The 24640-nt window shown below is 64.7% G+C and carries 30 protein-coding genes; 18 read left to right on the top strand and 12 right to left on the bottom strand.

Features of this window, described 5'->3' with window-relative positions:
• Positions 1-17: 17 nt before the first annotated feature.
• Both H3H36_RS10010 and H3H36_RS10005 read right to left on the bottom strand, forming a co-directional pair.
• A complete protein-coding gene (locus tag H3H36_RS10010; protein WP_229219844.1) occupies positions 18-1169 on the bottom strand; it encodes an SO2930 family diheme c-type cytochrome in 1152 nt (383 codons plus the stop codon).
• 24 nt (positions 1170-1193) lie between these two features.
• On the bottom strand, positions 1194-2441 hold the full coding sequence (locus H3H36_RS10005; RefSeq protein WP_182216894.1) for a parallel beta-helix domain-containing protein: 1248 nt from the start codon (positions 2439-2441) through the stop codon (positions 1194-1196).
• 172 nt (positions 2442-2613) lie between these two features.
• On the opposite strand from H3H36_RS10005, the gene H3H36_RS10000 reads away from it, so the two are divergent.
• Positions 2614-2913 carry a high-potential iron-sulfur protein gene (locus H3H36_RS10000; RefSeq protein WP_182216892.1) on the top strand — a complete coding sequence of 100 codons (300 nt, stop codon included), beginning with the start codon at positions 2614-2616 and terminating at the stop codon, positions 2911-2913.
• Between the two features lie 5 nt (positions 2914-2918).
• Here the strand turns inward: H3H36_RS10000 and H3H36_RS09995 are convergent, their stop codons facing one another.
• The gene (locus H3H36_RS09995; RefSeq protein ID WP_182216889.1) at positions 2919-3683 is read right to left on the bottom strand and encodes a substrate-binding periplasmic protein; all 765 of its coding nucleotides are present in this window, start codon (positions 3681-3683) and stop codon (positions 2919-2921) included.
• Positions 3684-3829: 146 nt separating this feature from the next.
• Between H3H36_RS09995 and H3H36_RS09990 the strand changes: the two genes are divergently transcribed.
• On the top strand, positions 3830-4621 hold the full coding sequence (locus H3H36_RS09990) for a substrate-binding periplasmic protein (RefSeq protein WP_182216885.1): 792 nt from the start codon (positions 3830-3832) through the stop codon (positions 4619-4621).
• Positions 4622-4714: 93 nt separating this feature from the next.
• Here the strand turns inward: H3H36_RS09990 and H3H36_RS09985 are convergent, their stop codons facing one another.
• The 3 genes from H3H36_RS09985 to H3H36_RS09975 all read right to left on the bottom strand — a co-directional run bounded on the left by H3H36_RS09985 (position 4715) and on the right by H3H36_RS09975 (position 7078).
• Complete coding sequence (locus H3H36_RS09985) at positions 4715-5080, bottom strand: ElaB/YgaM/YqjD family protein (protein WP_229219843.1); 366 nt, start codon at positions 5078-5080, stop codon at positions 4715-4717.
• 118 nt (positions 5081-5198) lie between these two features.
• Positions 5199-6053 carry a 4-hydroxybenzoate octaprenyltransferase gene (gene ubiA / locus H3H36_RS09980; protein WP_182216883.1) on the bottom strand — a complete coding sequence of 285 codons (855 nt, stop codon included), beginning with the start codon at positions 6051-6053 and terminating at the stop codon, positions 5199-5201.
• Positions 6054-6139: 86 nt separating this feature from the next.
• Positions 6140-7078, bottom strand: a complete 939-nt coding sequence (locus H3H36_RS09975; RefSeq protein ID WP_182216880.1) for a hydrogen peroxide-inducible genes activator — start codon at positions 7076-7078, stop codon at positions 6140-6142.
• Positions 7079-7245: 167 nt separating this feature from the next.
• Between H3H36_RS09975 and H3H36_RS09970 the strand changes: the two genes are divergently transcribed.
• From H3H36_RS09970 to H3H36_RS09960, 3 genes are read left to right on the top strand one after another with little or no spacing between them, the layout of a single operon-like run.
• On the top strand, positions 7246-8415 hold the full coding sequence (locus H3H36_RS09970; RefSeq protein ID WP_182216878.1) for a PilT/PilU family type 4a pilus ATPase: 1170 nt from the start codon (positions 7246-7248) through the stop codon (positions 8413-8415).
• 38 nt (positions 8416-8453) lie between these two features.
• Positions 8454-8930 (top strand): D-glycero-beta-D-manno-heptose 1-phosphate adenylyltransferase, encoded by a 477-nt coding sequence (gene rfaE2 / locus H3H36_RS09965; RefSeq protein WP_182216874.1) that lies wholly within the window; start codon positions 8454-8456, stop codon positions 8928-8930.
• Complete coding sequence (locus H3H36_RS09960) at positions 8927-9370, top strand: MarR family winged helix-turn-helix transcriptional regulator (RefSeq protein ID WP_182216872.1); 444 nt, start codon at positions 8927-8929, stop codon at positions 9368-9370. Before rfaE2 ends, H3H36_RS09960 begins: the two co-directional genes overlap by 4 nt.
• 12 nt (positions 9371-9382) lie before the next feature.
• On the opposite strand, the gene H3H36_RS09955 is transcribed toward H3H36_RS09960, so the two are convergent.
• The 3 genes from H3H36_RS09955 to H3H36_RS09945 form a co-directional block, all read right to left on the bottom strand.
• Positions 9383-9853 carry an acyl-CoA thioesterase gene (locus H3H36_RS09955; protein WP_182216870.1) on the bottom strand — a complete coding sequence of 157 codons (471 nt, stop codon included), beginning with the start codon at positions 9851-9853 and terminating at the stop codon, positions 9383-9385.
• A 92-nt stretch (positions 9854-9945) separates the two neighbouring features.
• Positions 9946-10668, bottom strand: a complete 723-nt coding sequence (locus H3H36_RS09950; RefSeq protein ID WP_182216868.1) for a LytR/AlgR family response regulator transcription factor — start codon at positions 10666-10668, stop codon at positions 9946-9948.
• The gene (locus H3H36_RS09945) at positions 10665-11753 is read right to left on the bottom strand and encodes a sensor histidine kinase (protein ID WP_182216866.1); all 1089 of its coding nucleotides are present in this window, start codon (positions 11751-11753) and stop codon (positions 10665-10667) included. The genes H3H36_RS09950 and H3H36_RS09945 overlap by 4 nt, the downstream gene beginning before the upstream one ends.
• A 146-nt stretch (positions 11754-11899) precedes the next feature.
• Between H3H36_RS09945 and H3H36_RS09940 the strand changes: the two genes are divergently transcribed.
• On the top strand, positions 11900-12799 hold the full coding sequence (locus H3H36_RS09940) for a DJ-1/PfpI family protein (protein ID WP_182216864.1): 900 nt from the start codon (positions 11900-11902) through the stop codon (positions 12797-12799).
• A 6-nt stretch (positions 12800-12805) separates the two neighbouring features.
• Here the strand turns inward: H3H36_RS09940 and trmL are convergent, their stop codons facing one another.
• Together trmL and H3H36_RS09930 are read right to left on the bottom strand one after the other, a co-directional pair.
• Entirely contained in the window at positions 12806-13276 is a 471-nt protein-coding gene (gene trmL, locus H3H36_RS09935; RefSeq protein WP_182216862.1) for a tRNA (uridine(34)/cytosine(34)/5-carboxymethylaminomethyluridine(34)-2'-O)-methyltransferase TrmL, read from the bottom strand.
• Between the two features lie 20 nt (positions 13277-13296).
• The gene (locus H3H36_RS09930; protein WP_182216860.1) at positions 13297-14088 is read right to left on the bottom strand and encodes a ComF family protein; all 792 of its coding nucleotides are present in this window, start codon (positions 14086-14088) and stop codon (positions 13297-13299) included.
• Between the two features lie 66 nt (positions 14089-14154).
• On the opposite strand from H3H36_RS09930, the gene H3H36_RS09925 reads away from it, so the two are divergent.
• The 7 genes from H3H36_RS09925 (at position 14155) to H3H36_RS09900 (ending at position 20231) form a co-directional block, all read left to right on the top strand.
• Complete coding sequence (locus tag H3H36_RS09925) at positions 14155-15078, top strand: methyltransferase domain-containing protein (protein ID WP_182216858.1); 924 nt, start codon at positions 14155-14157, stop codon at positions 15076-15078.
• Between the two features lie 462 nt (positions 15079-15540).
• Positions 15541-16764 carry a cytochrome c oxidase subunit II gene (gene coxB / locus H3H36_RS09920; RefSeq protein WP_182216856.1) on the top strand — a complete coding sequence of 408 codons (1224 nt, stop codon included), beginning with the start codon at positions 15541-15543 and terminating at the stop codon, positions 16762-16764.
• Positions 16765-16777: 13 nt separating this feature from the next.
• Entirely contained in the window at positions 16778-18373 is a 1596-nt protein-coding gene (ctaD, locus tag H3H36_RS09915; protein WP_182160466.1) for a cytochrome c oxidase subunit I, read from the top strand.
• Positions 18374-18436: 63 nt separating this feature from the next.
• Positions 18437-18544, top strand: a complete 108-nt coding sequence (locus H3H36_RS26680; RefSeq protein WP_220456333.1) for a cytochrome oxidase small assembly protein — start codon at positions 18437-18439, stop codon at positions 18542-18544.
• Positions 18545-18551: 7 nt separating this feature from the next.
• Entirely contained in the window at positions 18552-19103 is a 552-nt protein-coding gene (locus H3H36_RS09910) for a cytochrome c oxidase assembly protein (RefSeq protein WP_182216854.1), read from the top strand.
• Positions 19104-19117: 14 nt separating this feature from the next.
• Positions 19118-19330, top strand: a complete 213-nt coding sequence (locus H3H36_RS09905; protein ID WP_182216852.1) for a DUF2970 domain-containing protein — start codon at positions 19118-19120, stop codon at positions 19328-19330.
• Positions 19331-19370: 40 nt separating this feature from the next.
• Positions 19371-20231, top strand: coding sequence for a cytochrome c oxidase subunit 3 (locus H3H36_RS09900; RefSeq protein ID WP_182216850.1), 861 nt, complete (start codon positions 19371-19373; stop codon positions 20229-20231).
• Positions 20232-20330: 99 nt separating this feature from the next.
• On the opposite strand, the gene H3H36_RS09895 is transcribed toward H3H36_RS09900, so the two are convergent.
• Positions 20331-20534: a twin transmembrane helix small protein gene (locus H3H36_RS09895; RefSeq protein WP_182154296.1), complete on the bottom strand. Its 204-nt coding sequence runs from the start codon at positions 20532-20534 to the stop codon at positions 20331-20333.
• A gap of 40 nt (positions 20535-20574) precedes the next feature.
• Between H3H36_RS09895 and H3H36_RS09890 the strand changes: the two genes are divergently transcribed.
• Genes H3H36_RS09890 through H3H36_RS09870 form a run of 5 tightly spaced genes read left to right on the top strand, consistent with a single transcriptional unit; the run spans position 20575 to position 24602 of the window.
• Positions 20575-21306 (top strand): SURF1 family protein, encoded by a 732-nt coding sequence (locus H3H36_RS09890; protein WP_182216848.1) that lies wholly within the window; start codon positions 20575-20577, stop codon positions 21304-21306.
• Between the two features lie 31 nt (positions 21307-21337).
• Entirely contained in the window at positions 21338-21928 is a 591-nt protein-coding gene (locus tag H3H36_RS09885) for an SCO family protein (RefSeq protein WP_229219852.1), read from the top strand.
• Between the two features lie 6 nt (positions 21929-21934).
• Positions 21935-23101 (top strand): COX15/CtaA family protein, encoded by a 1167-nt coding sequence (locus tag H3H36_RS09880; RefSeq protein WP_229219842.1) that lies wholly within the window; start codon positions 21935-21937, stop codon positions 23099-23101.
• Positions 23101-23994 (top strand): heme o synthase, encoded by an 894-nt coding sequence (gene cyoE, locus H3H36_RS09875; protein WP_182216844.1) that lies wholly within the window; start codon positions 23101-23103, stop codon positions 23992-23994. Before H3H36_RS09880 ends, cyoE begins: the two co-directional genes overlap by 1 nt.
• Before the next feature lie 8 nt (positions 23995-24002).
• Positions 24003-24602: an SCO family protein gene (locus H3H36_RS09870; protein ID WP_182216842.1), complete on the top strand. Its 600-nt coding sequence runs from the start codon at positions 24003-24005 to the stop codon at positions 24600-24602.
• Positions 24603-24640: the final 38 nt, after the last annotated feature.

Here is a 24640-nt window from a genome sequence, read left to right as displayed (position 1 = left end):
CCCGATTTTGCTTGGGGTTAAGGCTGGTCGCAGCCGGGCGGCATGGCGGCGATCCAGGCGCGGATCAGGGCCACGCCTTCCGCGTGCACGGAGCCGCGTCCCAGCTCCGGCATCATCACCCCCGTCTCGGCCGAGGCGAGCCGGTACAGCATGATCGATTCGTCCGGCTTGCCCGGCATGATGCCGTATTGCCGGCCGCCCGTGCCGGCGCCGGCCGCCACCGGCGGTTTGCATAAGCCCAGGTGCAGGTTGGCCGGCGCGCCCATGTTCAGGTGCAGCGCCGTGGTGTTGGCCGCGCCCTTGTCGTTGTGGCAGTGGGCGCAGTTGATGTCGAGGTAGGCGCGGGCGCGCGCGTCCAGTGTCTGCTTGTCGTCGCGCCAGTTGGCGTTGCGCGGCGCGGCCTGCGGCGCGGGCGCGCCCGTCAGGTAGCCGATGCGGCTCAGGTAGGTGAGCTGGTTTTCCGTCACACCGTCATGCGTGTAGTCGCGATTCAAATGGCGCGCTTTCGGGCCGATGGGCTGGAACTGGCGCGTCTTCAGGTCGGCCACGTGGCACGAGGCGCACTGGTTCACATTGGGCACCACGTAGGTCAGCGGCTGGCGGCTGTGGTCTTCATGCAGCACGTCCAGCGGCACTTGCTGGCCGGTGCGGGCCAGCACGGCGTCGGTCTGCTCGGCATTCCACACGTAGGGCAGGGCGATCCAGCCCGTCTTGCGGCGCACCAGCAGCCGCGTTTCGATCAGCCGGACGTTGGCCAGGTCGAGACGCTCGCCACCGTTGCGGCTGCTGTCGTAGGTGGCCAGCACGGCGTCGGCCTTGCCCGGCTCGCGCGGATAGAAGAAGGTCTTGGAGATGATGGTGCCGACCGGGAAGTCGAATGCGGCGTCGGGCTGGTAGGCGGCGCTGGCGCCCTTGGGCATCCACAGCGTGCGCAGCTTCTGGGCGTAGTCGGTGAACAGCGGCGTGTTCAGATCATACGGAACGACGCCGGTGTTGAGCACGAGCCGGCCGCCATCGGCCGCCATCAAATGCCAGTCGCTCAGTTTGGGGGGATTGCCGTCCGTGATGAATTCGACGGGCGGCTGGCCGCGCGTGCAGGCCGTCAGGGCCAGCGCGCACAGGGCCAGGGCGGCCGCCCGCCATGGGCGGCCAAGTGGGGCGGACATCATGGGTGATTACCTGCTTGCTTGGGTTCAGGTGGCCGACAGTTGCGGGATGGTCACCGGCGGCAGCTTGGCCAGCTGGCAGCGGTAGGGCGCCGTGTCCTTGTTCGGGTTCTGGTATTTGTGCGGGCCGTCGGCGTTGAGCACGTCCACGCCGTCCTGGATGCAGATGCGCGCCTCGGCCGGCAGCTTGCCATTCACCAGGAGCCTGGTGTCCACGTAGCCGTCCCACAGCACGTCGGGCAAATGGCCCGTCAAGCCGTACATGGCCAGCTTCAAGGCTTTCAGGTCCAGGCCGTCGGGCGAATCGCCGCCGCCCTTGAAGCGGTTGCCGTACACGAAGATGGCCTTGGGATAGGGATCGTAGCCGGCCGCCACGCCTTTCTCCGTGTAGTAGCCAGTCGAGTGGTAGCTGGAGATGATGACGTTGGCGGTCTGGTTGTCCGTGATGTCGTTGTCGAAGATCTCGACCTTGGAGTTGGAGTTGATCACCACGCCCGAGCCGGCCGGCACGCTGGCCACGGCCGTGCCGCGCGCGGCGAAGTTGCCCAGGTTGTTCTTGTCGACTTTGTTGTGGAACACGCGCGTGGCGTAGCCGGCCTGCGACAGGTTGGGCATGTTGAACACGAGGATGCCGCCGGTGTTGTTGGTGGCCACGTTGTCATACACGTCGGCGTTGACGGTGTTTTCGATCTCGATGCCGGCCACGTTCTGCTCGGCGCGCGAGCGGCGCACCACCACGTCGTGCGACTGGCCGACGTAGATGCCGGCGTCGGAGGCGGCGATGGCCACGCAATCCTCGATCAGCACGTTCTTCGTCTTGACCGGGTAGATGCCGTAGGCGCCGTTGCTGACCTTGGAGCCGCCCGTCCATTGCACCTTGACCTTGCGGATCGTGATGTGGTCGCCGTCGTTGATCTTCAGGCCGTCGCCTTTGCTGTCCTCGATGGTCAGGCCTTCGATGGTGAAGTCGCTGGCGTACACCAGCATGCCTTCCGGCCCCGTCACCTGGCCCTTGAACGAGAGCACGGTCTGGTCCATGCCGGCGCCGCGCACGGTGACGCCGTTGGCGCGCAGCGTGAGGCCGCTGTTCAGGTGGTAGTGGCCGGCCGGGATGGTGATGACGTCGCCCGGCTTGGCGTCCAGCAACTGCTCCTGCAAGTGCTGCTGGAACGTGGCGTCGGCGCTGGCGCCGGCCGGGGTATCGGCCGTTTTGCCGCATGACGTCAACAGGCAAACGGAACCGCAAAGCGCGAGCGCGCCCAGTGCCTTGTGCATGAAACTGTCCCCTTGTTTTTTTATTGGTGTGCAGTGTATGGCTCAGGAAGTATAGCCGTGGCCTGGCACTTTGTAATGCGCATTTTGGACATTCGTCCTGTTTTGTTGCGGCGGCGACACCGGCCCGCTGGTCGATAGTATGATGGCGGCTACACAACAATCGGGAGCCAACATGGCCAATCGCAGAATCTTCATCATGCAGGCCGTGGCGGGCCTGGCTGCCGCCGGCCTGGGCCGGCTGGCCATGGCCGACGAACGCACGCTGCTGCGCGAGGACGACCCCAAGGCGCTGGAGTTCGGCTATGTGGCCGAGACGGCCCGCGTGGACCAGGCCAAATACCCCGAACACCAGCCCGACCAGCAATGTTCCAAATGCCAGATCTACGAGGACGGCCCGGATGGCAAAGGTGGTTGTCCGCTGTTCCCCGGCAAGCTGGTGCTGGCTGGCGGCTGGTGCAGCGCGTTTAGCTGACCCGCTTAATTGCTTTTGTCGTCACCGAGGTATTTCTGGTAGATGGCGTTGTAGCGCCCCGTTTCCTTCAAGTGCTTGAGGCCGGCGTTGAAGTCGTCGCGCACGTGGCTGTCGCGGAACACGGGACGGTAATCCATGGGGTTAAGCTTGACGAAGCTGTGTTCCTGGATCGGCTTGAGCGGCACGCCGTGCTCGCGCTTGAGCTGCAACGTAAAGTACTTGAAGATGTTGCGGTCGCTGAGCACCAGGTCATAGCGGCCCTTGTCGAGCGTGAGCACCTGCAGCGCCTGGTCGTTCTGCTCGAAGTACAGGCCCGCGTCCTTGACCGGCCCCAGCCAGGCTGGATAGCGCTTGGCGGCGCCGGCGAAGGCGATCACGCGCAGGCCCCGCAAGTCCTGCGGCGTGTGGATCACCAGGTGACGATCCTTGAGGCTGATGAATACGTTGTCATACAGGACGGCCGGGTCGCCATAGTTGCCGCCGGCGGCCGTCAGGTCCTCGCCCAGGTCCGTCATGGCCGCGTCCACCATCCTCCCCTTGAACGCGACGGGCACGCGGGCGAACGGGAAATACTGGGGCTTGAGCACATGGCCGCGGTAGGCCAGCGCCTCGCCGATCACTTCCAGCTCGATGCCGGAATTCGTTTCAGGAAAACAGAACGGGGGGATTTTCTCGCCGAACGCCATCCTCACTTCCGCCGCCCGGGCGGGGATCAGGGCGGCGCAGGCCGCCAACACGGCGAGCAGACGATAGGGCAAGCGAAGCGACATGACGGTCCGGGTCGGGAAGTGGCGCGGTGGCAACCGCACAGTACGGCATCATTATGGCATGGTGGCGCGGCGCCGGGAATTTGGCTATGCTAGGTCCAGCCCGGCCACTGGCCCGATGACCCTCCCCACCTCGCAAGGGAATGACGATGACGATGCGGAAGTTGTTGCTGGCCGCCGCCTGCTGCCTGGCCCTGCCGGCCGGCGCGGGCAGGGCCGAACCCGTGCCTGCCCGCACCTACACGGTCGGTGTAGAGAACCTGCAATATTTTCCCCTGCATAGCACGGACGCCCACAACAACTACACGGGCTACGCGCGCGACGTACTGGACGCGTTCGCACGCCAGCAAGGCTATACCTTCCGTTACGTGCCGCTGCCCATCAACCGGCTGTATGCGGCGTTCCTGAAGGAACAAATCTTGGACTTCAAGTATCCGGACCACCCGAAATGGCGCGAGGAGTTGCGCGGTTCGCTCAAGGTCAGCTACAGCGATGTGGTGGTGACGTCGGAGGAAGGGGCGGTGGTGCTGCCGCAGAACAAGGGGCGGCCCTTGAGCGCCATCCATTCCCTGGGAACAGTGCTGGGCTTCACGCCCTGGCCCTACCAGTCTGCCATCGACAGCAAGGCCATCGCCGTGACCACCAGCAGCCGATTCGACGGCTTGCTGCGCCGCGCGCTGGCTGGCCAGCTCGACGCCGTGTATGTCAACGTGGACGTGGCCAATTATTTGCTGGAGAACGAATTGAAGGCGCCCGGCGGCCTGCAGTTCGATCCCGCCCTGCCGCATGCGCGCAGCGATTTTCGGCTCTCGAGTTTGCGGCACGAGGAGGTGGTGGCGCAGTTCAGCCAGTTCCTGCAGCGCGAACGGCCGTTATTGCAGCAATTGCGCGCCAAGTACAAGCTGGCTGAGCTGCGCCCGCCCGAGCCGGGCAACCGCTGAGTTGCGGCGCCGCGGCGCGGCCAGCCAGCGCAAGGCGTGGCCGGCGGCCGATGGCGGTGCGGTGGATGGGAAGCGCTGCTCAGGCAGGCCAGCTCAGCGGCGCGCCAGCAGCAGGCCGGCGATCACGCCCACGGCCGCACCCAGGCCCACGGCTTGCCATGCGTGGCCCTTGACGTAGCCGTTGGCCGACTGGGCCGCCAGCTTGCCGCGCGCGGCCATGCTGTCTTGCAGGCGCAGCAAGTCCGACTTGGCCGTGCGCAGTGTGTCATCGAAGCGGGCTTGCGCTTCGCCGGCGTTGTGGGCCGCGTTGCGCTTGGCTTCCTTGAGCCAGCTCTCGGCGTCGCCGATCACCTGCTTCAAGTCATTCATCAGTTTTTCGCGCGCCTCGTGGCTGGCGGCCTGGCTTTGGCCCATGCTGCCGTGCACAGCGCCATTTCCTTGTTGCACAGTCTGTTCCATGATGTTCACTCCCTGGTAAGGTGGATTACTACATCGTGAAATGCCCAGTGTATAAGTTGCTGCGCCAGCGGCGCTGTGCGCCAGATCAAGCGGGTGTGGAACGCGCGGAATGTGTTGCTTAGCGCAGCGCGTAATCCAGGGCCACGCCGGCGAACACCGCCGCGCCCAGCCAGTTGTTGTGGCGGAACGCATAGAAGCAGGCGTCGCGCTCACGGCCCCGAATCAAGGTGTAATGGTACGCCGCTATGGCGGCCGCTGCCAGCAGTCCCGTAACGAACCAGGCACGCAGGCCCAGCAGCCAGCCACAGGCCAGCAGCAGCGTCAGGTTGGCGCCGTAGCAGAACATGACGGCGGCCACGTCGTGGCGGCCGAAGGTGATGGCGGAAGTCTTGATGCCGATCTTCAAGTCGTCGTCGCGGTCCACCATGGCGTATTCCGTGTCGTAGGCCAGGGCCCAGAACACGTTGGCCACCAGCATCACCCAGGCCAGCGGCGGCACCGTGCCCTGCACGGCGGCGAAGGCCATCGGGATGCCGAAGCCGAACGCGATGCCCAGGTAAGCCTGGGGCAGCGCGAAGAAGCGCTTGAAGTAGGGGTAGGTGGCGGCGATGATGACGGCGGCCACCGACAGTTGCTTGGTCAGCGCGTTGAGCGGCAGGATCAGGCCGAACGACAGCACGGCCAGCACGGCGGCGATGGCCAGCGCTTCCTTGCCGCTGACCTTGCCGCTGGTGATGGGGCGCTGGGCCGTGCGCTTGACGTGCTTGTCGAAATCCTGGTCGGCGTAATCGTTGACGGCGCAGCCGGCCGACCGCATCAGCAGCGTGCCCAGCGAGAAGATAACCACCAGCTTCCAGTCCGGCTTGCCGCCCGAGGCCAGCCACAGCGCGCTCAGCGTGGGCCACAGCAGCAGCAGGGTGCCGATCGGTTTGTCGAGGCGCAGCAGGCGCGCGTACAGCTCCAGCTTGTTCATGGGGACGTTCCGTTGCAGGGCAAAACGCGATTATCGCAAATCCTGGAGCGTCGCGTCAGGGGCGGGGGGCTGGCTCCCGGTGGGCCTCAGTGGGCGTCCATCGGCAGCGGGGTGACGCCGGGCAGGTGGCATTGCGCCACGGCGGCGCAGATGGCGTCGATGGCGGCCTTGCGGGTGAAGCTTTTGCGCCACACGATCACCACCCGGCGCGACGGTTCGGGCTGGGTGAAGCGGCGGAAGCGCAGCATGCCATCCTCGCTGTCCATGTCCGGCACGGAGGCGCGCGGCAGCACCGTCAGGCCGATGCCGGAGGCCACCATGTGGCGGATGGTGTCGAGCGACGAACCTTCAAACGTGCGCTGCATGCCGTTGCCGGGCGAGGAGAAGCGCGCCATCTCGGGGCACACTTCCAGCACCTGGTCGCGGAAGCAGTGGCCGTTGCCCAGCAGCAGCATGTTTTCCGTCTTCAAATCCTCGGCCGCGATGGCCGCACGCCGCGCCCACGGGTGCTGGGGCGGCATGGCGACCACGAACGGTTCGTCGTACAGCGCTTGCACGGCCATGCCATGTTCAGGCAGCGGCAAGGCCATGATGGCCGCGTCCAGTTCGCCCTGGCGCAGCATTTCGAGCAATTTGACGGTGAAATTTTCCTGCAGGATCAAGGGCATCTGCGGCACGTTGGCGATCATGGCTTTCACCAGCGGCGGCAGCAAATAGGGACCGATGGTGTAGATCACGCCGAGGCGCAGGGGGCCGGCCAGCGGGTCCTTGTTCTGCTTGGCCAGTTCCTTGATGGCGGCCGTCTGTTCCAGCACGCGCTCGGCCTGGGCCACGATCTGCGCGCCCAGCGGGGTGACGGAGATTTCCGCGCCGCCCCGTTCAAACAATACGACACCGAGCTCGTCTTCGAGCTTCTTGATTGCTACCGAGAGCGTTGGCTGGGCCACATAGCACGCTTCGGCCGCGTGGCCGAAGTGTTTCGCTCGTGCAACAGCAACGATATATTTCAGTTCGGTCAGTGTCATAAAGGTATTTGAACACAGGCATTACGGGGACGCAATGATATAAAGAGGCCAATGTCAAGCGGTGTGTCATTGATGAAAAAGCGGCGGCGCCAGGCGCCGTCGATATAATGGCGCGGTATGGCCGTGGTGCTGGCCGTGTCGCGCTAACGATAGATTGAAAGGTTCGCATGTCCTCCACTTTTGGCCCCGATGAAGCGCGGGATTATCTGCACAAGCTGCTCAAGGTGATGCACCACACGGGCGGCTCGGATTTGTTCATTTCCGCCGACTTCCCGCCCAGCATGAAATCGCAGGGCGCCATGAAGGCGCTCAGCCAGCAAAAGCTGAGCGGCCCGATCACGCGCGCGCTGGCCCTGTCCATCATGAACGACAAGCAGCGCGCCGAGTTCGAGGCCGAGATGGAATGCAATTTCGCCATCTCGCTGCCCGACGTGTGCCGCTTCCGCGTCAACGTGTTCGTGCAGCAGCAGAACGTGGCCATGGTGATCCGCACCATCGCCTCCGAGATTCCCACCTTCGAAAAGCTGGACCTGCCCGAGATCCTGAAAGAAGTCATCATGACCAAGCGCGGGCTGGTGCTGGTGGTGGGCGGCACGGGGTCGGGCAAGTCGACCACGCTGGCGGCCATGATCGATTACCGCAACGCCAATTCGGCCGGCCACATCATCACGGTGGAAGACCCGGTCGAGTATGTGCACAAGAACAAGGGCTGCCTGATCACCCACCGCGAAGTGGGGGTGGATACGCTGTCCTGGCACAACGCGCTCAAGAACACCTTGCGCCAGGCGCCCGACGTGATCCTGATCGGCGAGATCCGCGACACGGAAACCATGGAACACGCGATCGCGTTCGCCGAGACGGGCCACCTGTGCCTGGGCACGCTGCACGCGAACAACTCCAACCAGACCATGGACCGCATCATTAACTTCTTCCCCGAGGAGCGGCGCAACCAGTTGCTGATGGACTTGTCGTCCAACCTGCGCGCCATCGTCTCGCAGCGGCTGGTGCGCACCGAGGATGGCAAGGGCCGCAAGGCGGCCATCGAAATCCTGCTCAACACGCCGACCATCGCCGAGATGATCTTCAAGGGCAATTTCCAGTCGATCAAGGAAATCATGCACAAGTCGCGCGAGCTGGGCATGTGCACCTTCGACCAGGCCCTGTATGAACTTTATAATAAGGGTTACATCGGCTACGACGAAGCGATCCGCAACGCCGATTCGGCCAATGGCCTGCGGCTGCAGATCAAGCTGCGCGGCGACCGCCACGGCGCGACTGCGGGCTCGTCCGCTGGCGAGCTCAGCATGCAGATCGATGACGAGGAAGAAGACGAATAAACCCTGGCCCCGGCCGCATCACTGAACGAAAAACCGCCATGCCCGTTTTTGAGAACAAGATTTGCACCCGTGAACAACTGGCCGCGCGCGTGGCCGCGCTGCCCAAGCCCGTCGTATTGACCAATGGCGTGTTCGACATCCTGCACCGTGGCCACGTGACCTACCTGGCGCAGGCGCGCGCGCTGGGCGCCGCGCTGGTGGTGGCGGCCAACACGGACGCCTCCGTCAAGCGGCTGGGCAAGGGCGACGACCGTCCGCTCAACAGCTGCGCCGACCGCATGGCCGTGCTGGCCGCGCTGGAATCGGTCAGCCTGGTGGTCGATTTCGACGAGGATACGGCGCTGCAGGTGGTGCTGGAAGCGCGTCCGGACATCTACGCCAAGGGCGGCGACTATGACATGCGGGCCATCCCGGAAGGGCAGGCCGTGCTGGCCTACGGTGGCCAGGCCATCGCCATCGACTTTGAACATGACCGCTCGACCACCAAGCTGCTGAACAAGGTGCGGCAGGGATGAAGCCGCCCTCGTCGCCACACGGCACCCAGGCGTGGCTGTCGACCGTGCGCGCCTACAATCTGTGCGAGGCGGTGGTCAGCAAGCGGCTGGCCGAGATCCACCTGCGGGTGGGCGACCTGGAAGTGCTGGCCACGCTGGCCACGCGGCCCGGCCTGAGCCAGCGCGAGCTGGCCGCGCGCTGCTTCATTACCAAGAGCGGCGTGAGCATGTTGCTGTCGCAGATGGAGGAGCGCGGCCTCGTCACGCGCGATATGGACGCGGACGACGCCCGCACCAAGCGCCTGACCTTGACGGCGGCCGGCATGGCGCTGGCGCAGCAAGCCATGAAGATCCAGGCCGAGGTGGTGCACGCCATGGTGGCCGGGTCGTCGGAGGCGGAGCTGGCCACGATACACCGCGTGATGGAGCGCGTCTCCTCCCAGCTGGAAGCGCTGCTGTAATCGGCGTTTGATTCAGGCGTGGCCATCGCGGCGCGCCTGCAAGGCCGCGATCACGACCTCGGGCGCCACCACGCCCTGCTTGCCCAATAACAGCCCCTTCGACGTGCCCTCGGCGATCAGCTTGTCGCCGATGGTGAAGCGGTGCGTCATGAAGAAGTGCCGTTCATCCCAATGGGTCAGTTCCAGGCTGGCCTTGAAGCGGCGGAACAGACCCAATTGCTTGCGGTAGTTCATCGTGTGCTCGGTGATCACGGGCATCCAGCCATGCTTGAGCATGAGCTTGGCCAGGCCGGAGCGGATGAACAGGTCGACCCGGTTCAGGTCGCACAACGTCAGGTAGCGGCCGTTGTTGACATGCAGGTTGAGGTCCAGGTCGTTGGGCATGGTCATCAGCGCCAGTTCGCTGGTGGCCGGGCCCACGGGCAGGCGCGGGCGGAACAGGGTGGTGATCAGCACATAGAACAGGCGAACGAACAGATTCATGGCGGGACTCCCGATAATGGTTCAACTTTGAACATTATAGTTCAAAGTTGAACTTCATTGCCGGCGTGCTCGAAAAATGGTTCTTGCCGCTGCTACAGCGTGGATGCCAGCAATGCCAGCACCGGCTTGCGGTAGCGCCGGCTGATGCGCAAGCGCTGGGCACATTGCAGGACGACTTCATACTCGCCGTCTTCACGGATGCCCAGCGAGGCGATGCGGTCCAGATTGACGATGGTGGAGCGGTGTATGCGGACGAAGCCATGCGCCGCCAACAACAGGTCCAGGTCGGCCAGGCTGCGGCGCAGCAGATGCGTGCGGCTTCCCACATGCAGCGTGGCGTAATAATCGCTGGCCTCGACCCAGTCGACATCGCCGAACTTCACCACCTCCAGCGTGTTGCCGTTCTTGATGATGAAGCGCCGGGTTTCACCGGATATGCGCAGGCGTTCCTTTGCGCGCGCCAGGACACGTTCAAAGCGCTGGTCATCGAACGGCTTTAACAGGTAATCCAAAGCGCCCACTTCAAAGGCGCGCAGGGCGAATTGATGGTGGGCGGTGACGAACACGATCGCGAACGCTGGCGCCGGGCCGAGGCGTTCCAGCAGTTCGAAGCCATCGCATTCCGGCATTTCCACGTCAAGGAACACCAGATCGGGTGTCGCGCTGGCGATGGCCGCGATCGCCTCGTCGGCCGAGCCGCATTGCCCCACCACGATCATGCCCGGATCGCGCGCCAGCAAGGCGGCGATATTGCGGCGCGCGAGCGGCTCATCGTCGACGATCAGGGCGCGCAATGGCGGCGGTTTGGCATTCATGCGGGCAGGCGATAGGGCAGGGTGATGGTCGCCAGCACGCCATCGCGCCCATGGTTTTGCAGCGTCAGGGCCGACGCCTCGCCAAACAGGGCCAGTAGCCGCTGCCGGGTGTTGGACAGGCCAACGCGCTCCTGTGGCTGCGCCGGTAATGGCGGGCCATCGTTGGCGACCCGCAACGTCAGCGTGGCGCCATCGCAGGCGGCGGACACGCGCACTTCACCACCGCGGGCGCGCTTGGCGATGCCGTGCTTGATGGCGTTTTCCACCAGCGCCTGGGCGATGAAATCGGGCACCTGGGCCCGCATCAGTTCAGCGGGAACGTCGATCTGGTAGCGCAGCCGTTCGGCGAAACGCATGCGCTGGATGTCCAGGTATTTGCGCAGAAAGTCGATCTCCTCCTCCATGCTGACGAACTGGCGCTGCGAGCGGTCTGTCACGCGACGCAGCAAATCACCGAGCGCCGCGATGGCCGTGATCGCCTCCTGGTCCTTTTGTTCGCGGATCAATGCCGTGACGGCGTTGAGCGCATTGAAGATGAAATGCGGTTCCAGCTGGAGGCGCAGCGAGGCCAGTTGCGCCCGCGCCAGCAATTCGGCCAGTCGCGCGCTGGCGGCGCGCTGATGCCAGAGCCGGTTGTGGGCGGCAAGCGTCATGCTGAGCGCGGCGATGGCGCCATACAGCAGCACATCGACCACCACCGTGCCGAGGAATTTTCCCTTCCACAGGGGCGCGAAGGCGCCCGGGCCGGCCGCGTAGGCGTAGGGGTTGGTCGCGTGCTCGAGCAATGCCGCCCATGTGGCCCAGGCCAGGCCGACGGCCAGGCAGGTGGCGCCATGCACGCACCAGGACAGGAGCTTGCTGGACGGCAGGGGTAAGCGTCCCAGCAAGCCCAGGATGACCGGCGTCAGCACCGCCCACGGCGCCCAGGACGCCGCCGTCACGAGAAACAGCGTCAACCAGGCGTGATGCATGCCCATGGCGCGCATCGACACCACGGTCTGGGTCGCATCGAACAAGGCCAGCGCCAGCCAGCCGCCGGCCACATAGCGCCACGCGCTGCGCGTTGGATAAGTGCTTGTTTTCATGCCGTCATCATAGGGGAAAACATTGCACTAAGCGAAAGTTTGCAGCCAATGCACGAAAGTGTGCAGCCAGGCGCCTCGTGCCGGCGCCATCGCGATGGGACACTGGCTTTCCCGTCACCAGCCGGTGCGCTTATCCAAGGAACAGCATGATGAACAGACGTGATCTTTTTCTTTTGTCGACGGCGATGGGGCTGGCGGCGGCATTGCCCAGGATGGCCCATGCCAGGCCCCAGCGTCCGGCGCCCGCGCCGCTGCCACTGCCGGCCGAAGGCAGCATTGCGGTGGCGTTTGTGTTGTCGGACGATGCCGTCGTCATTGATTTTGCCGGGCCGTGGGAGGTGTTTGAAAACGTCAGCCTGCCAGGGCGCAAGGGGGCGCCCGTGTTCCAGCTCTATACCGTGGCTGAAACGAGGGCGCCGATCAAGGCGACTGGCGGCATGACCATCGTGCCGGACTACACGTTCGCCACCGCACCCGCGCCCAAGCTGATCGTCATTCCCGCGCAAAGCGATCCAAGCGAGGCCATGCTGGCCTGGATCAGGGCGGCGGCGCAAACGGCCGATCTCACCATGTCGGTCTGCCTGGGCGCTTTCCTGCTGGCCCGGACGGGGCTGCTATCCGGGCAGGCGGCGACGACCCACCATGGCGCCTATGCGCAATTTCAGATGGCGTTTCCCGACATTGTGCTGAAGCGCGGTGCGCGTTATGTCGAATCGCAGTCTGGCAAGGTCGCCAGCGCGGGCGGGCTGTCGTCCGGCATCGACCTTGCGCTGCGGGTGGTGGAACGGTATTGCGGCCGCGACGTGGCGCTGCGCACGGCCGATCACCTCGAATATCAAGGGCAGGGTTGGTTGCATCCGGATGCCAATGGCGCTTATGCCAAACGGCGGGTATCGACCGATCAGCATCCTTGCTGTGTTATTTGCGAGATGGATGTGGAGAAGGCGACGGCGCCCACTTCCGTTTATCGGGGCCGCACCTTTTACTTCTGCATGGCCGCGCACAAGCAGCTGTTTGACGCCAACCCGGCCCGCTTTCTCGCGTAGGCGTGGTCAGGCGCCGCCCGCGTAGCCGTTCTGGCGCCACGCTTCGAACACGACCACGGCCACCGTGTTCGACAGGTTCAGGCTGCGGTTGTCGGGCCGCATGGGCAGGCGGATGCGCTGGGCTGGCGGAAACGATGCGCGCAGGTCCGGGTCCAGTCCCCGCGTTTCGGAGCCGAATACGAACACGTCGCCGGGACGGAAGGTGGCGTTGGCGAAGGGCGAGGAACCGTGCGTGGTCATGGCGAACATGCGGGCCGGGTCGGGCTGCACGGCGGCCAGGAAGGCGTCCCAGTTCTGGTGCACCTGCATTTGCGCGTATTCGTGGTAGTCGAGGCCGGCGCGCTTCATTTTCGAGTCTTCCAGCGGAAAGCCCAGCGGTTCGATCAGGTGCAGCTGGGCGCCCGTGTTGGCGCACAGGCGGATCACGTTGCCCGTGTTGGGCGGGATTTCCGGGTTGACGAGGACGACGTGGAACAAGGTGCTTCTCCTAAAAAAATTCAATGAGGCGGCGTGCGCGCGAACACCAGATTGCTCACGCGCGCGGCGCCGTAACGCTTGAACGTGGCGGCCAGCGCATGCAGGGTCTGGCCGCTGGTCATGACGTCGTCGACGATGCCGATGTGGCGGCCTTCGACGAGCGCCGGGTCGGCCACGGCGAACGCGTGGGCCACGTTGCGGCCGCGGTGCTCGGGCGCGACGCCGCTTTGGGCCAGCGTATCGTGCACGCGGCAGGCCAGGCGCGGCGCCAGCGCCACGCCCAGCATGCGCGCCAGCGGACGGGCGATTTCCAGCGCCTGGTTGTAGCCCCGTTCGGCCAGCCGCCGCGGCCCCAGCGGCACCGGGCACAGCACGGCCGGCAGCACGAAGCCGGGACGCTCCAGTACGGCGTCGCGCAGCAGGCGGGCGAACAGCACGGCGTGCGCCAGACGGTGGCCGAATTTTAACTGCAATACCAGCTGGTCGAGCGGCATGGCGTAATCGGCGGCCACCACGGTGGCGTCGAACGCGGGCCGATGCAGCAGGCAGCCGGCGCACAGTCCGGGGCCAGGGCCGTCTGCGGCGCCTGCCGGCAGCGGATTGGCGCACTGGTGGCAGCGTGGGATCCGGGGGCGGTCATGGCCAAAAAACTGGGCCGTGCAGGGCGGGCACAGCGTCTCGGCGCAGGCGGCGCCGCACAGCGCGCACGCCGTGGGCAGCAGGCCTTGCAGCAGGGCCGTGCCAGTGCGGCGCAGCAGCGCGCGGGCGCTGGCTGGAGGCTTGGCGGGCGGCGGTGGCGGGGCGGTCGGCATCGCGTTTGGCTACAACCATGTACACTGCCGACATTATCGCATCTTCACCGCTCCTGATTGAGAATCATGCAAGTGCCTGCCCAAGCGCCCAAACTCAGCGCGCCCATCGACCTGGGGCGCGTGCGCGCCGCCTTCGCCCACCCGCAGCGGGTGCAACCGTCCGACTTCCTGCGGCGCGAAATCGCCGCGCGCATGCATGACCGGCTGGGGCTGATCAAGCTGTCGCCCCAGCGCGTGCTCGATGCCGGCTGTGGCGAGGGAGCTGATTTGGCAACGTTGCAAAAAGCTTACCCGGCGGCCCAGATCCTGGGGGTGGATGCGGCCGCAGCCATGGTGGGCGCGGCCCGCGCGCGCGCGGCGCGGCCCGGCGCCATCAACCAGTTGATGAGCAAGCTGTTGCCAGCCAAGACGGGCGTGGACCTGGTGTGCGGCGACTTCGCGGCGCTGCCGCTGGGGCCGGGCGCCGTGAATGTGGTGTGGTCCAACCTGGCGTTGCACTGGCATCCGCAGCCGGACCGGGTGTTCGCCGAATGGCGCCGCGTGCTCAAGGTCGATGGCTTGCTGATGTTTTCCTGCTTCGGCCCCGACACGTTCAAGGAAGTGCGGGCCGCGTTCGAGGACGTGGACCTGGCGCCCCATGGCCTGCCGTTCGTCGATATGCACGATTTCGGCGACCAGCTGGTGGAGGCGGGCTTTTCCACGCCGGTGCTGGACATGGAAGTCATCACCGTCACCTACGACACGCCGCAGGCGCTGCTGGCCGATGTGCGGGCCTGGGGCGGCAATCCGCTGGCCACGCGCCGTCGCGGCCTGATGGGGCGCCAGGCCTGGGCCAGGATGCTGGCCGCATTGGAGCGGGCGCGCCGCCCCGATGGCAAGCTGGGCCTGTCATTCGAGGTCATCTACGGCCATGCCTTCCGTCCCGCCCCGCGCGTGACGTCCACGGGCGAGGCCATTATCCGCTTCGACCTGCCGCGCAAGCCGCGCTAGGCGCCCCCAGCCGGGGCCATGCGGGCCACCGGATTCCTGTCAAATTGCTATCAAATTGACGCACAGCGGTGGCCCGGACGGGCCCGCCGCAGGGCGGCGCCTGGCCTTTCGGGGCGCCATTATGCTGCGCCGCCACTATGAGAAATTGGATTATTCCTTGATGGAAGTCATTTTTGTTCTATATAATCGTTGACTAATTTTGTCATGTCTTGACATCGCCAACCTGATATAGGCGGCGTCGGGGAGGCGAAGAGTAATTGCTAGTGCAGGCCGGGCATCTGATAGTAATATTAGATACGCTTGGCGAAATATCAAGATCCTGCTCTATCGCAGCCTGATGTTTTTTGCGGGCGCGCCGGGCCGGATCTGAAGGTGTTTTAGGAGCGGCGGCGGTTCAACTCATCGAATCTTCACGCCGTTTTAAAAAAAATATATCCATTTTTTTTGGTGGTTGGGGAAAACATGAAACATGCAAAGCGACTTCAATCGTTGATGCTCGGGCTGCTGATGACAGCGGCGGGCATGCCGGCGTGGGCGGCCGACGCCCCGGTGGCGGCCGGCACCTACACGGCGGCCACGGGCGGTACCGGCGGTCCCATGGTGCGCGAACTGAACCTGCAGGCACCGGCAACCCAGATCGCGTCCGAAGTCTACAGCCTGCACACCTGGATGATGGTGATCTGCATGGTGATCTTCGTCGCCGTGTTCGGCGTGATGTTCTATTCGATCATCAAGCACCGCAAGTCGCTGGGCCACAAGCCAGCCACCTTCCATGAATCGACGGCCGTCGAAATCGCCTGGACCGTGGTCCCCTTCCTGATCGTGATCGGCATGGCGCTGCCCGCCACCCGCACCGTGGTCGGCATGAAAGACACCTCCAACGCCGACATCACCATCAAGGCCACCGGCATGCAGTGGAAATGGGGCTACGATTACCTGAAAGGCGAAGGCCAGGGCATTTCCTTCCTGTCCAACCTGTCCACCCCGCGCGCGCAAGTGGGCGCGCCCGGCGTGGCGCCAACCCAGCCACGCGGCGAGAACTACCTGATCGAAGTCGATAATGAAGTGGTGGTGCCGGTCAACAAGAAGATCCGCATCGTCACCACGGCCAACGACGTGATCCACGCCTGGTCCATCCCCGCCTTCGCCGTCAAGCAGGACGCCATCCCCGGCTTCGTGCGCGACACCTGGTTCAAGGCCGAACACACCGGCACCTACCGCGGCAATTGCGCCGAACTGTGCGGCAAGGAGCACGCCTTCATGCCCATCGTCGTCAAGGTCGTGACGGAAGACGAGTACAAGGTCTGGGTCGACGGCAAGCTCAAGGAAATGGCCGCGCTGGCGGAAGACCCGACCAAAGTCTGGACCATCGATGAACTGAAAACCAAGGGCGAGAAAGTGTACGCCACCAATTGCGTCGTGTGCCACCAGGCGACCGGCAAGGGCTTGCCTGGCGCGTTCGCCGCGCTGGACGGTTCGCCCGTCGTCAATGGTCCCAAGGCGGACCAGATCCACGTTCTGCTGAACGGCAAGAAGAGCGGCAAGTTCCCTGGCGAGATGCCAGCGTGGAAGCAACTGTCGGATACGGAGATTGCGGCTGTCATCACCTACACCCGCAACAACTGGTCGAACAAGGCCGCCGAAAACATCGTTCAACCAGCCGAAGTTCTGGCTGCACGCAAGTAATCAGGGGACTTACATGAGCACGAGCACTTTGGATCACGCACACGACCACGCGCACGACCACGCGCACGACCACCCGCACGGCCTGTCGCGCTGGTTGTTCGCCACCAACCACAAGGATATCGGCACGCTGTACCTGTGGTTCTCCTTCATCATGCTGCTGTCGGGCGGCGTACTGGCCCTGATGATACGCACCGAGCTGTTCAAGCCCGGCCTGCAATTCTTCCAGCCTGAATTCTTCAACCAGCTCACCACCATGCACGGCCTGGTGATGGTGTTCGGCGCCATCATGCCGGCCTTCGTGGGCTACGCCAACTGGATGATCCCGCTGCAGATCGGCGCCTCCGACATGGCCTTCGCCCGCATGAACAACTTCTCGTTCTGGCTGCTGCCACCGGCCGCCATCCTGCTGGCGTCGTCGTTCTTCGTCCCTGGCGGCGCCACGGCCGCCGGCTGGACGCTGTACGCGCCGCTGTCGAGCCAGATGGGCATCGGCATGGACATGGGTATCTTCGCCATGCACCTGATGGGCGCCTCGTCCATCATGGGCTCGATCAACATCATCGTCACCATCCTCAACATGCGCGCGCCCGGCATGACGCTGATGAAGATGCCGATGTTCTGCTGGACCTGGCTGATCACGGCCTACCTGCTGATCGCCGTGATGCCCGTGCTGGCCGGCGCCATCACCATGACCCTGACCGACCGCCACTTCGGTACCTCGTTCTTCAACGCGGCCGGCGGCGGCGACCCGGTCATGTACCAGCACATCTTCTGGTTCTTCGGCCACCCCGAGGTGTACATCATGATCCTGCCGGCGTTCGGCATCGTGTCGCAGATCCTGCCCGCGTTCGCCCGCAAGCCGCTGTTCGGCTACGCCTCGATGGTGTACGCCACCGCTTCGATCGCCATCCTGTCGTTCATCGTGTGGGCGCACCACATGTTCACCACCGGCATGCCGGTGACCTCGCAGCTGTTCTTCATGTACGCCACCATGCTGATCGCCGTGCCCACGGGCGTGAAGGTGTTCAACTGGATCGCTACCATGTGGAAGGGTTCCATGACCTTCGAGACGCCGATGCTGTTCGCCGTCGGCTTCATCTTCGTGTTCACCATGGGCGGCTTCACGGGCCTGATCCTGGCCGTGACCCCGATCGACATCCAGCTGCAGGATACCTACTACGTGGTGGCCCACTTCCACTACGTGCTGGTGGCCGGCTCGCTGTTCGCGCTGTTCGCCGGTTTCTACTACTGGTCGCCGAAATGGACCGGCCACATGTACAACGAAACCATGGGCAAGCTGCACTTCTGGCTGTCGCTGATCACCTTCAACGTGACCTTCTTCCCGATGCACTTCCTGGGCCTGGCCGGCATGCCACGCCGCTACGCCGACTACCCGGCGCAGTTCACGGACTTCAACATGATCGCTTCCATCGGCGCCTTCGGTTTCGGCCTGTCGCAAGCGTTCTTCCTGTTCTTCGTCGTGCTGCCGACCATCCGTGGCGGCAAGAAGGCCGAGACCAAGCCATGGGATGGCGCGGAAGGCCTGGAATGGACCGTGCCTAGCCCGGCCCCGTTCCACACCTTCGAGACGCCACCAACCGTCAAGTAATGGCAAGGGCGGGCTGCCAGCCGGTGGCCCGCCAACGATCGTTCCAGCAGTGAGTCGAGAACCATGTCGCAAGCGAATAAACCAAACAATGTGAGGACCGGCCTGATCCTGGCGTCGGTGGCGCTGGTGTTCTTCGTGTCCGTGTTCGTCAAGCACATCTGGCTGAGCTGACGTGGCCATGGACCAGGAAACCCGCGGCCTGAACCGGCAATTGCTGGGCAAGCTGCTCGTCATCGCCGTGATGATGTTCGGCTTCGGCTATGCCTTGATCCCCGTCTACAAGCAGATTTGCGAAGTGTTGGGGATCAACGTGCTGACGCAGAAGGATGGCACGGTGACGCTGGACCAGAACACCCAGGTGGACATGAGCCGCACCGTCACCGTGGAGTTCGACGGCAATGCGCAGGGGCCGTGGCGTTTCCGCCCCGTGGTAGCCAGCGTCAAGGTGCACCCGGGCCAGTTGCAAACGGTGTTGTATGAAGTGGTCAACACCCAGCCGCGCACGGTGCAGGCCCAGGCCATTCCCAGCTACGCGCCGCAAAGCGCCACGCCGCACTTCAAGAAAGTGGAATGCTTCTGTTTCAAGCAGCAGACCCTGAAGGCGAACGAGGCGCGGCAGATGCCGGTGGTGTTCTACATCGACCCGGCCCTGCCCAAGGATGTGAAGACGATCACGCTGTCGTACACGTTTTTTGAAATCGCCGGTCTGGACAAGACGGCCTCGAAGTGAGCAAGGTGGACGCCATGGATGAAGTGAAGAAACCGCAGCAACAGGCGTCGTTCCTGTATTCCATGAAAGCGGTGTTCTGGTCGTTCTTCGGCTTGCGCCGCAAGAGCGATTTCGATGCGGATTCGGCTAAACTCAATCCCGTGCACGTCATCATCGCCGGCTTGATCGGGGTGGCCCTGTTCATCGCGTTACTGATATCGATCGTCAAATTTGTCGTTTCAAAATAAAAGCAGCATTCACGCATACAGTTGATTTAGGGAGATGAAGATGAGTTCACAAAACGCCTCGGCACCGTACTACTTCGTGCCTGGTCCATCCAAGTGGCCGCTGCTGGCCGGCCTGTCGCTGTTGTTGACCATGGCTGGCGCGTCGGCCTGGGTGAACGATGTATCGTGGGGCCCGGCCGCCAACCTGGTCGGCCTGGCCGGCATCATCACGGTGCTGTACTTCTGGTTCGGCGACGCCATCGGCGAGTCGGAGAAGGGCTTGTACAGCCAGCGTATCGACCATTCCTACCGCTGGTCCATGAGCTGGTTCATCTTCTCGGAGGTGATGTTCTTCGGCGCGTTCTTCGGCGCCCTGTTCTATGCGCGCAGCATCACCATGCCGTGGCTGGGTGACCTGGACCACAAGATCCTGTGGCCTGATTTCGCGGCCCACTGGGGCAATGCGGGTCCGGCCGGCACCATCCAGGAATTCAAGACCATGGGGCCGTTCCCGATCCCGACCCTGAACACGGCGCTGCTGCTGACCTCGGGCCTGACCCTGACCATCTCGCACCACGCACTGCGCGCCGGCCATCGCGGCAAGACGGCGTTCTGGCTGTTCCTGACCATCCTGCTGGGCGCGACCTTCATGGGCTTCCAGGCCTTCGAATACATGCACGCCTACAGCGAACTGAACCTGAAGCTGACCTCGGGCATCTACGGTTCCACCTTCTTCATGCTGACCGGCTTCCACGGCTTCCACGTGACCATGGGCGCCATCATGCTGTCGGTGGTGCTGTACCGCGTGCTGCGCGGCCACTTCACGCCCGACCACCACTTCGCCTTCGAAGGCGCGGCCTGGTACTGGCACTTCGTCGACGTGGTCTGGCTGGGCCTGTACGTGGTGGTCTACTGGATGTAAGAGGGCGTTATAATTCTTCGCGGCGCGCCAGCCGCGAAGCTGAAAAAGCCGCATGCGGGCCAGACCCGGATGCGGCTTTTTTCGTGGCCCAGTACGGGTTTATTGGCGGATGCCGGTGGGCTGGATGTAGCCGAGCTTGTAGCCGAGCAGGATCAGCAGGAACAGCGTGATCGACAGGCCCACCCGCATGGCCAGCGCCCTGACCGTGTTGTTGCTTTTGCCTTTGTCGCGCATGAGGAAGAACAGGGCCGAACCCAGGCTGCCGATGATCAGGATGAAGGCGATGGCGACGGCAATTTTCATGGCGCGGTAGACTGTAGAGAGAATTAAGGCACCTATTGTAATGCGTATCGCCTTCCGGTTTAAACTGATCCCATTGGCGGCCACCGTGCTGGTGGCGGCGCTCGGCGTCGCCTTGGGAAATTGGCAAGAACGGCGCGCGGCCGAGAAGCTGGCGCTGGAGGCGCGGCTGGCGCAAGGCGCCGCCGCCGCCCCGGTCCAACTGGACGGGCGCCCCGTGCCGGCGGCCGGGGTGGAATTTCGCCGCGTGCGGGTGCAGGGCCGGTTCGTGCCCGGCTGGCCGCTGTACCTGGACAACCGGCCATACCAGGGCCGGGCAGGTTTTTATGTGCTGATGCCGTTTCGCATCGACGGCACGGCCAGCCACGTGCTGGTGGCGCGCGGCTGGCTGCCGCGCGACCCGGTGCAGCGCGACAAGCTGCCCGATTACGCCACCCCGGCCGGCACCGTCACGCTGGAAGGCGTGGCGCGCCAGAACGTGGGCCACGTGATGCAGCTGGGCGCCGCGCCCGCGCTGCGTCCGGGCGCCATCGTGCAGAACGCCGACCCGGCCCAGGTGGCGGCGGCCAGCGGACTGGCGCTGGCGCCGTTCGTGATCGAACAGGCCGGCGCCGCCGGCCCGGACGACGCGGCCCTGGTGCGCGACTGGCCGGCGCCGGCGCTGGGCGTGGACAAACATCGCGGCTACGCCTTCCAGTGGTACGCACTGGCGGCGATGGCCATCATTTTTTATGTGTGGAATGGATACCGACGTGGAAAAAGCAGTGGAAAATAAGACGGCCAATATCGACCCGGCGGCGCGGCAAATGGCGCGCGGGCGCTGGAAGCTGCTGGCCGTGCTGGCCGTGTGCGCGGCGCCGCTGATTGCCTCCTACTTCACCTATTACGTGATCAAGCCCAGCGGCCGCACCAACTACGGCGACCTGATCGACCCGCGCCGGTACCCGATTCCCGCCATGGCCAGCAGCACGCTGGACGGCAAGCCGGCCACGCTAGCCGACTACAAGGGCAAGTGGATCATGCTCAAGGTGGGCCCGTCCGACTGCCAGCAGGATTGCCAGGACCAGCTGTTCGCCATGCGCCAGCTGCGCACCATGCAGGGCAAGGACATGGAGCGCATCGAGCGGATCTGGCTGATCACGGACGACGCGCCGCTGGACACCATGCTGCTGCGCGTGAATGACGGCACCCGCATGCTGCGCGCGCCCGCCGGCGCCGTGGAAAAATGGCTGCCGCCCGGCACGGACGGCCCGCTTAGCGAGCACGTGTTCCTGATCGACCCGCTGGGCAACCTGATGATGCGCTTCCCGGCCCGCGCCGTCTCGTCCGACATCGATAAAATGGCCAAGGTGAAGAAAGACCTGGCCAAGCTGCTCAAAGCGTCCGCCATAGGTTGAACCATCATGCATGCCGCCACCTTGCCCCAAATGGCCATCACCGCGCTGCTGGTGGCCTTGCTGCCGCTGTCCATCGTGTGGACCTCGTCCGACACCAGCAAGTACCGCAAGCTGGTGTGGGTGTGCGTGTTCCTCACGTTCGACCTGATCGTGTTCGGCGCCTTCACGCGCCTGACGGATTCCGGCCTCGGTTGCCCGGACTGGCCCGGTTGTTACGGCACGGCCAATCCCTTCCTGGCCCATGAGCAGATCCAGGCCGCCGAAACGCTGCTGCCCAGCGGCCCGGTGACGGTGGCCAAGGCCTGGATCGAAATGATCCACCGCTACCTGGCCATGACGATCGGGGTGCTGATCGTGGCCATGGTGGCGCAATCGTGGCGCCACTGGCTGCGCGACCGCAGCCGGGTGGAGTACGCGCCCTGGCTGCCCACGGCGCTGCTGCTGTTCGTCTGCCTGCAGGGCGCGTTCGGCGCCTGGACCGTCACCCTCAAGCTGCAGCCCGTGATCGTCACCACCCACCTGCTGCTGGGCATGGGCTTGCTGGCGCTGCTCACGTGGTATGGCGGCCGCCAGGACCAGCTGATCGCGCCTGTGCGCACCGTGGTGACCGGGTCGCCGCCGGCCATGCGCAACATCCGCCTGCTGGCCGCGCTGTCGGGCGCGCTGCTGCTGGTGCAACTGGCGCTGGGCGGCTGGGTGAGCACCAACTACGCCACGCTGGCCTGCACTGATTTCCCCCTGTGCGGCGGCAAGCTGGTGCCGGAAATGGATGTCGAACACGGGTTCACGCTGTGGCGTGAACTGGGCAAGACGGCCGCCGGCCACTACCTGCCATTCGCCGCGCTGACGGCCATCCACTGGGTGCACCGCAATTTCGCCTTCGTGGTGGCGCTGGTGGCCGGCTACACGGCGTTCCGCGCCTGGGGCCACACGGCCCTGCACAAGACGGCGCGCGCCATCGCCGTGGTGCTGGTGGTCCAGCTGTGCACGGGCGTGGCCACCATCTTCCTCAACTATCCGCTGGCCATCGCCGTGCTCCATAACGCCGGGGCGGCGCTGCTGGTGCTGTTGCTGACCATGTTAAACTACCGGGCCAAGTTCCAATTCGAGATTGCGCAGAAGGCAGCCGCCAGCGCCGTATTCCCGCAAGCCACCGCTGCCAGACACCACTAATGACGACCCACACCGCCACCCATAAAACCGGCAACCGCTTTGCCCAATACTGGACGCTGACCAAGCCCCGCGTGACCCAACTGGCCGTGTTCTGCGCCGTGATCGGCATGTTCCTGGCCACCGACGGCCTGCCCGACTGGCGCGTGGTGGTGGCCGCCACGCTCGGCATCTGGCTGCTGGCCGGCGCCGCGTTCGCCGTCAACTGCCTGGCCGAACGCGAGATCGACGCGCGCATGGCGCGCACGGCGCGCCGCGCCGTGGCCACCGGTGAACTGAGCGTCTCCGAGACCATGCTGTACTCGGCCATCATCGGCGGCGCCGGCATGTGGATCCTGTACGCGCTGGTGAACCCGCTGACCATGTGGCTGACCTTCGTCACCTTTGTCGGCTACGCCGTGATCTACACCATGATCCTCAAGCCGGCCACGCCGCAGAACATCGTCATCGGCGGCCTGTCGGGCGCCATGCCGCCGGCGCTGGGCTGGGCCGCCGTCGCCAACGACGTGCCGATGCAAGCGTGGCTGCTGGTGCTGATCATTTTCGTGTGGACCCCGCCGCACTTCTGGGCGCTGGCCATGTACCGGCGCGACGACTACGCCCGTTCTGGCCTGCCCATGCTGCCGGTCACGCACGGCCTGCCGTTCACCCAGTTCCACGTGCTGCTCTATACGATCGCGCTGGCCGCCACCACCTTGCTGCCGTTCGCCGTCCACATGAGCGGCCTGATCTACCTGGCCAGCGCCGTGGTGCTGAACGCCATCTTCCTGCACCATGCGTGGAAGATCTACCGCCACTACACCGACCTGATTGCCCGCAAGGCCTTCACCTGGTCCATCATCTACCTGTCGCTGCTGTTCGCCGCGCTGCTGGTGGACCACTACATCAAGCTGTAACCCACACCATGAAAAAACTGTTAGCCCTGTTGACCCTGGCCGTGCTGGCCGCCGGCCCGCTGGCCGGCTGCGGCGAAAAGCCCGCGCTGCCGAAAGTGGAATTCAAGAACACCGACCTGTCTGGCCTCGACTACGCGCACGACTTCGCGCTGACCGACCACACGGGCAAGCCGCGCAAGCTGGCCGACTTCAAGGGCAAGGCCGTGGTGATGTTCTTCGGCTATACCCAATGCCCGGACGTGTGCCCCACGACGATGGCGGAAATGGAGAGCGTGATGCAGGCGCTGGGGCCATTGTCGGACCAGGTGCAGGTGCTGTTCGTGACCGTCGATCCCGAGCGCGACACGCAGGCGCTGCTGGCCCAGTACGTGCCCGCGTTCGACAAGCGCTTCCTCGGGCTGTATGGCACGCCGGAGCAGACGGCCGCCGTGGCCAAGGAATTCAAGGTGTTCTACGCCAAGGTGCCGGGCAAGACCAAGGACAGCTACACGGTCGACCACACGGCCGGCAGCTACGTGTTTGACAAGACGGGCAAGCTGCGCCTGTTCGTGCGCCACGGCCTGGGCCCCGAGCCCATCGTGCACGACCTCAAGCTGCTGCTGAACTGACAGCCTGGCCGGGCGGCGCCGCGCCGCCCGCCGTCCAA

The sequence above is a fragment of the Rugamonas fusca genome, from assembly GCF_014042365.1.
Taxonomy (GTDB): domain Bacteria; phylum Pseudomonadota; class Gammaproteobacteria; order Burkholderiales; family Burkholderiaceae_D; genus Rugamonas; species Rugamonas fusca.
Note: the sequence above shows the minus strand (reverse complement) of the source record. Positions and strands in the feature narration are given on the sequence as shown.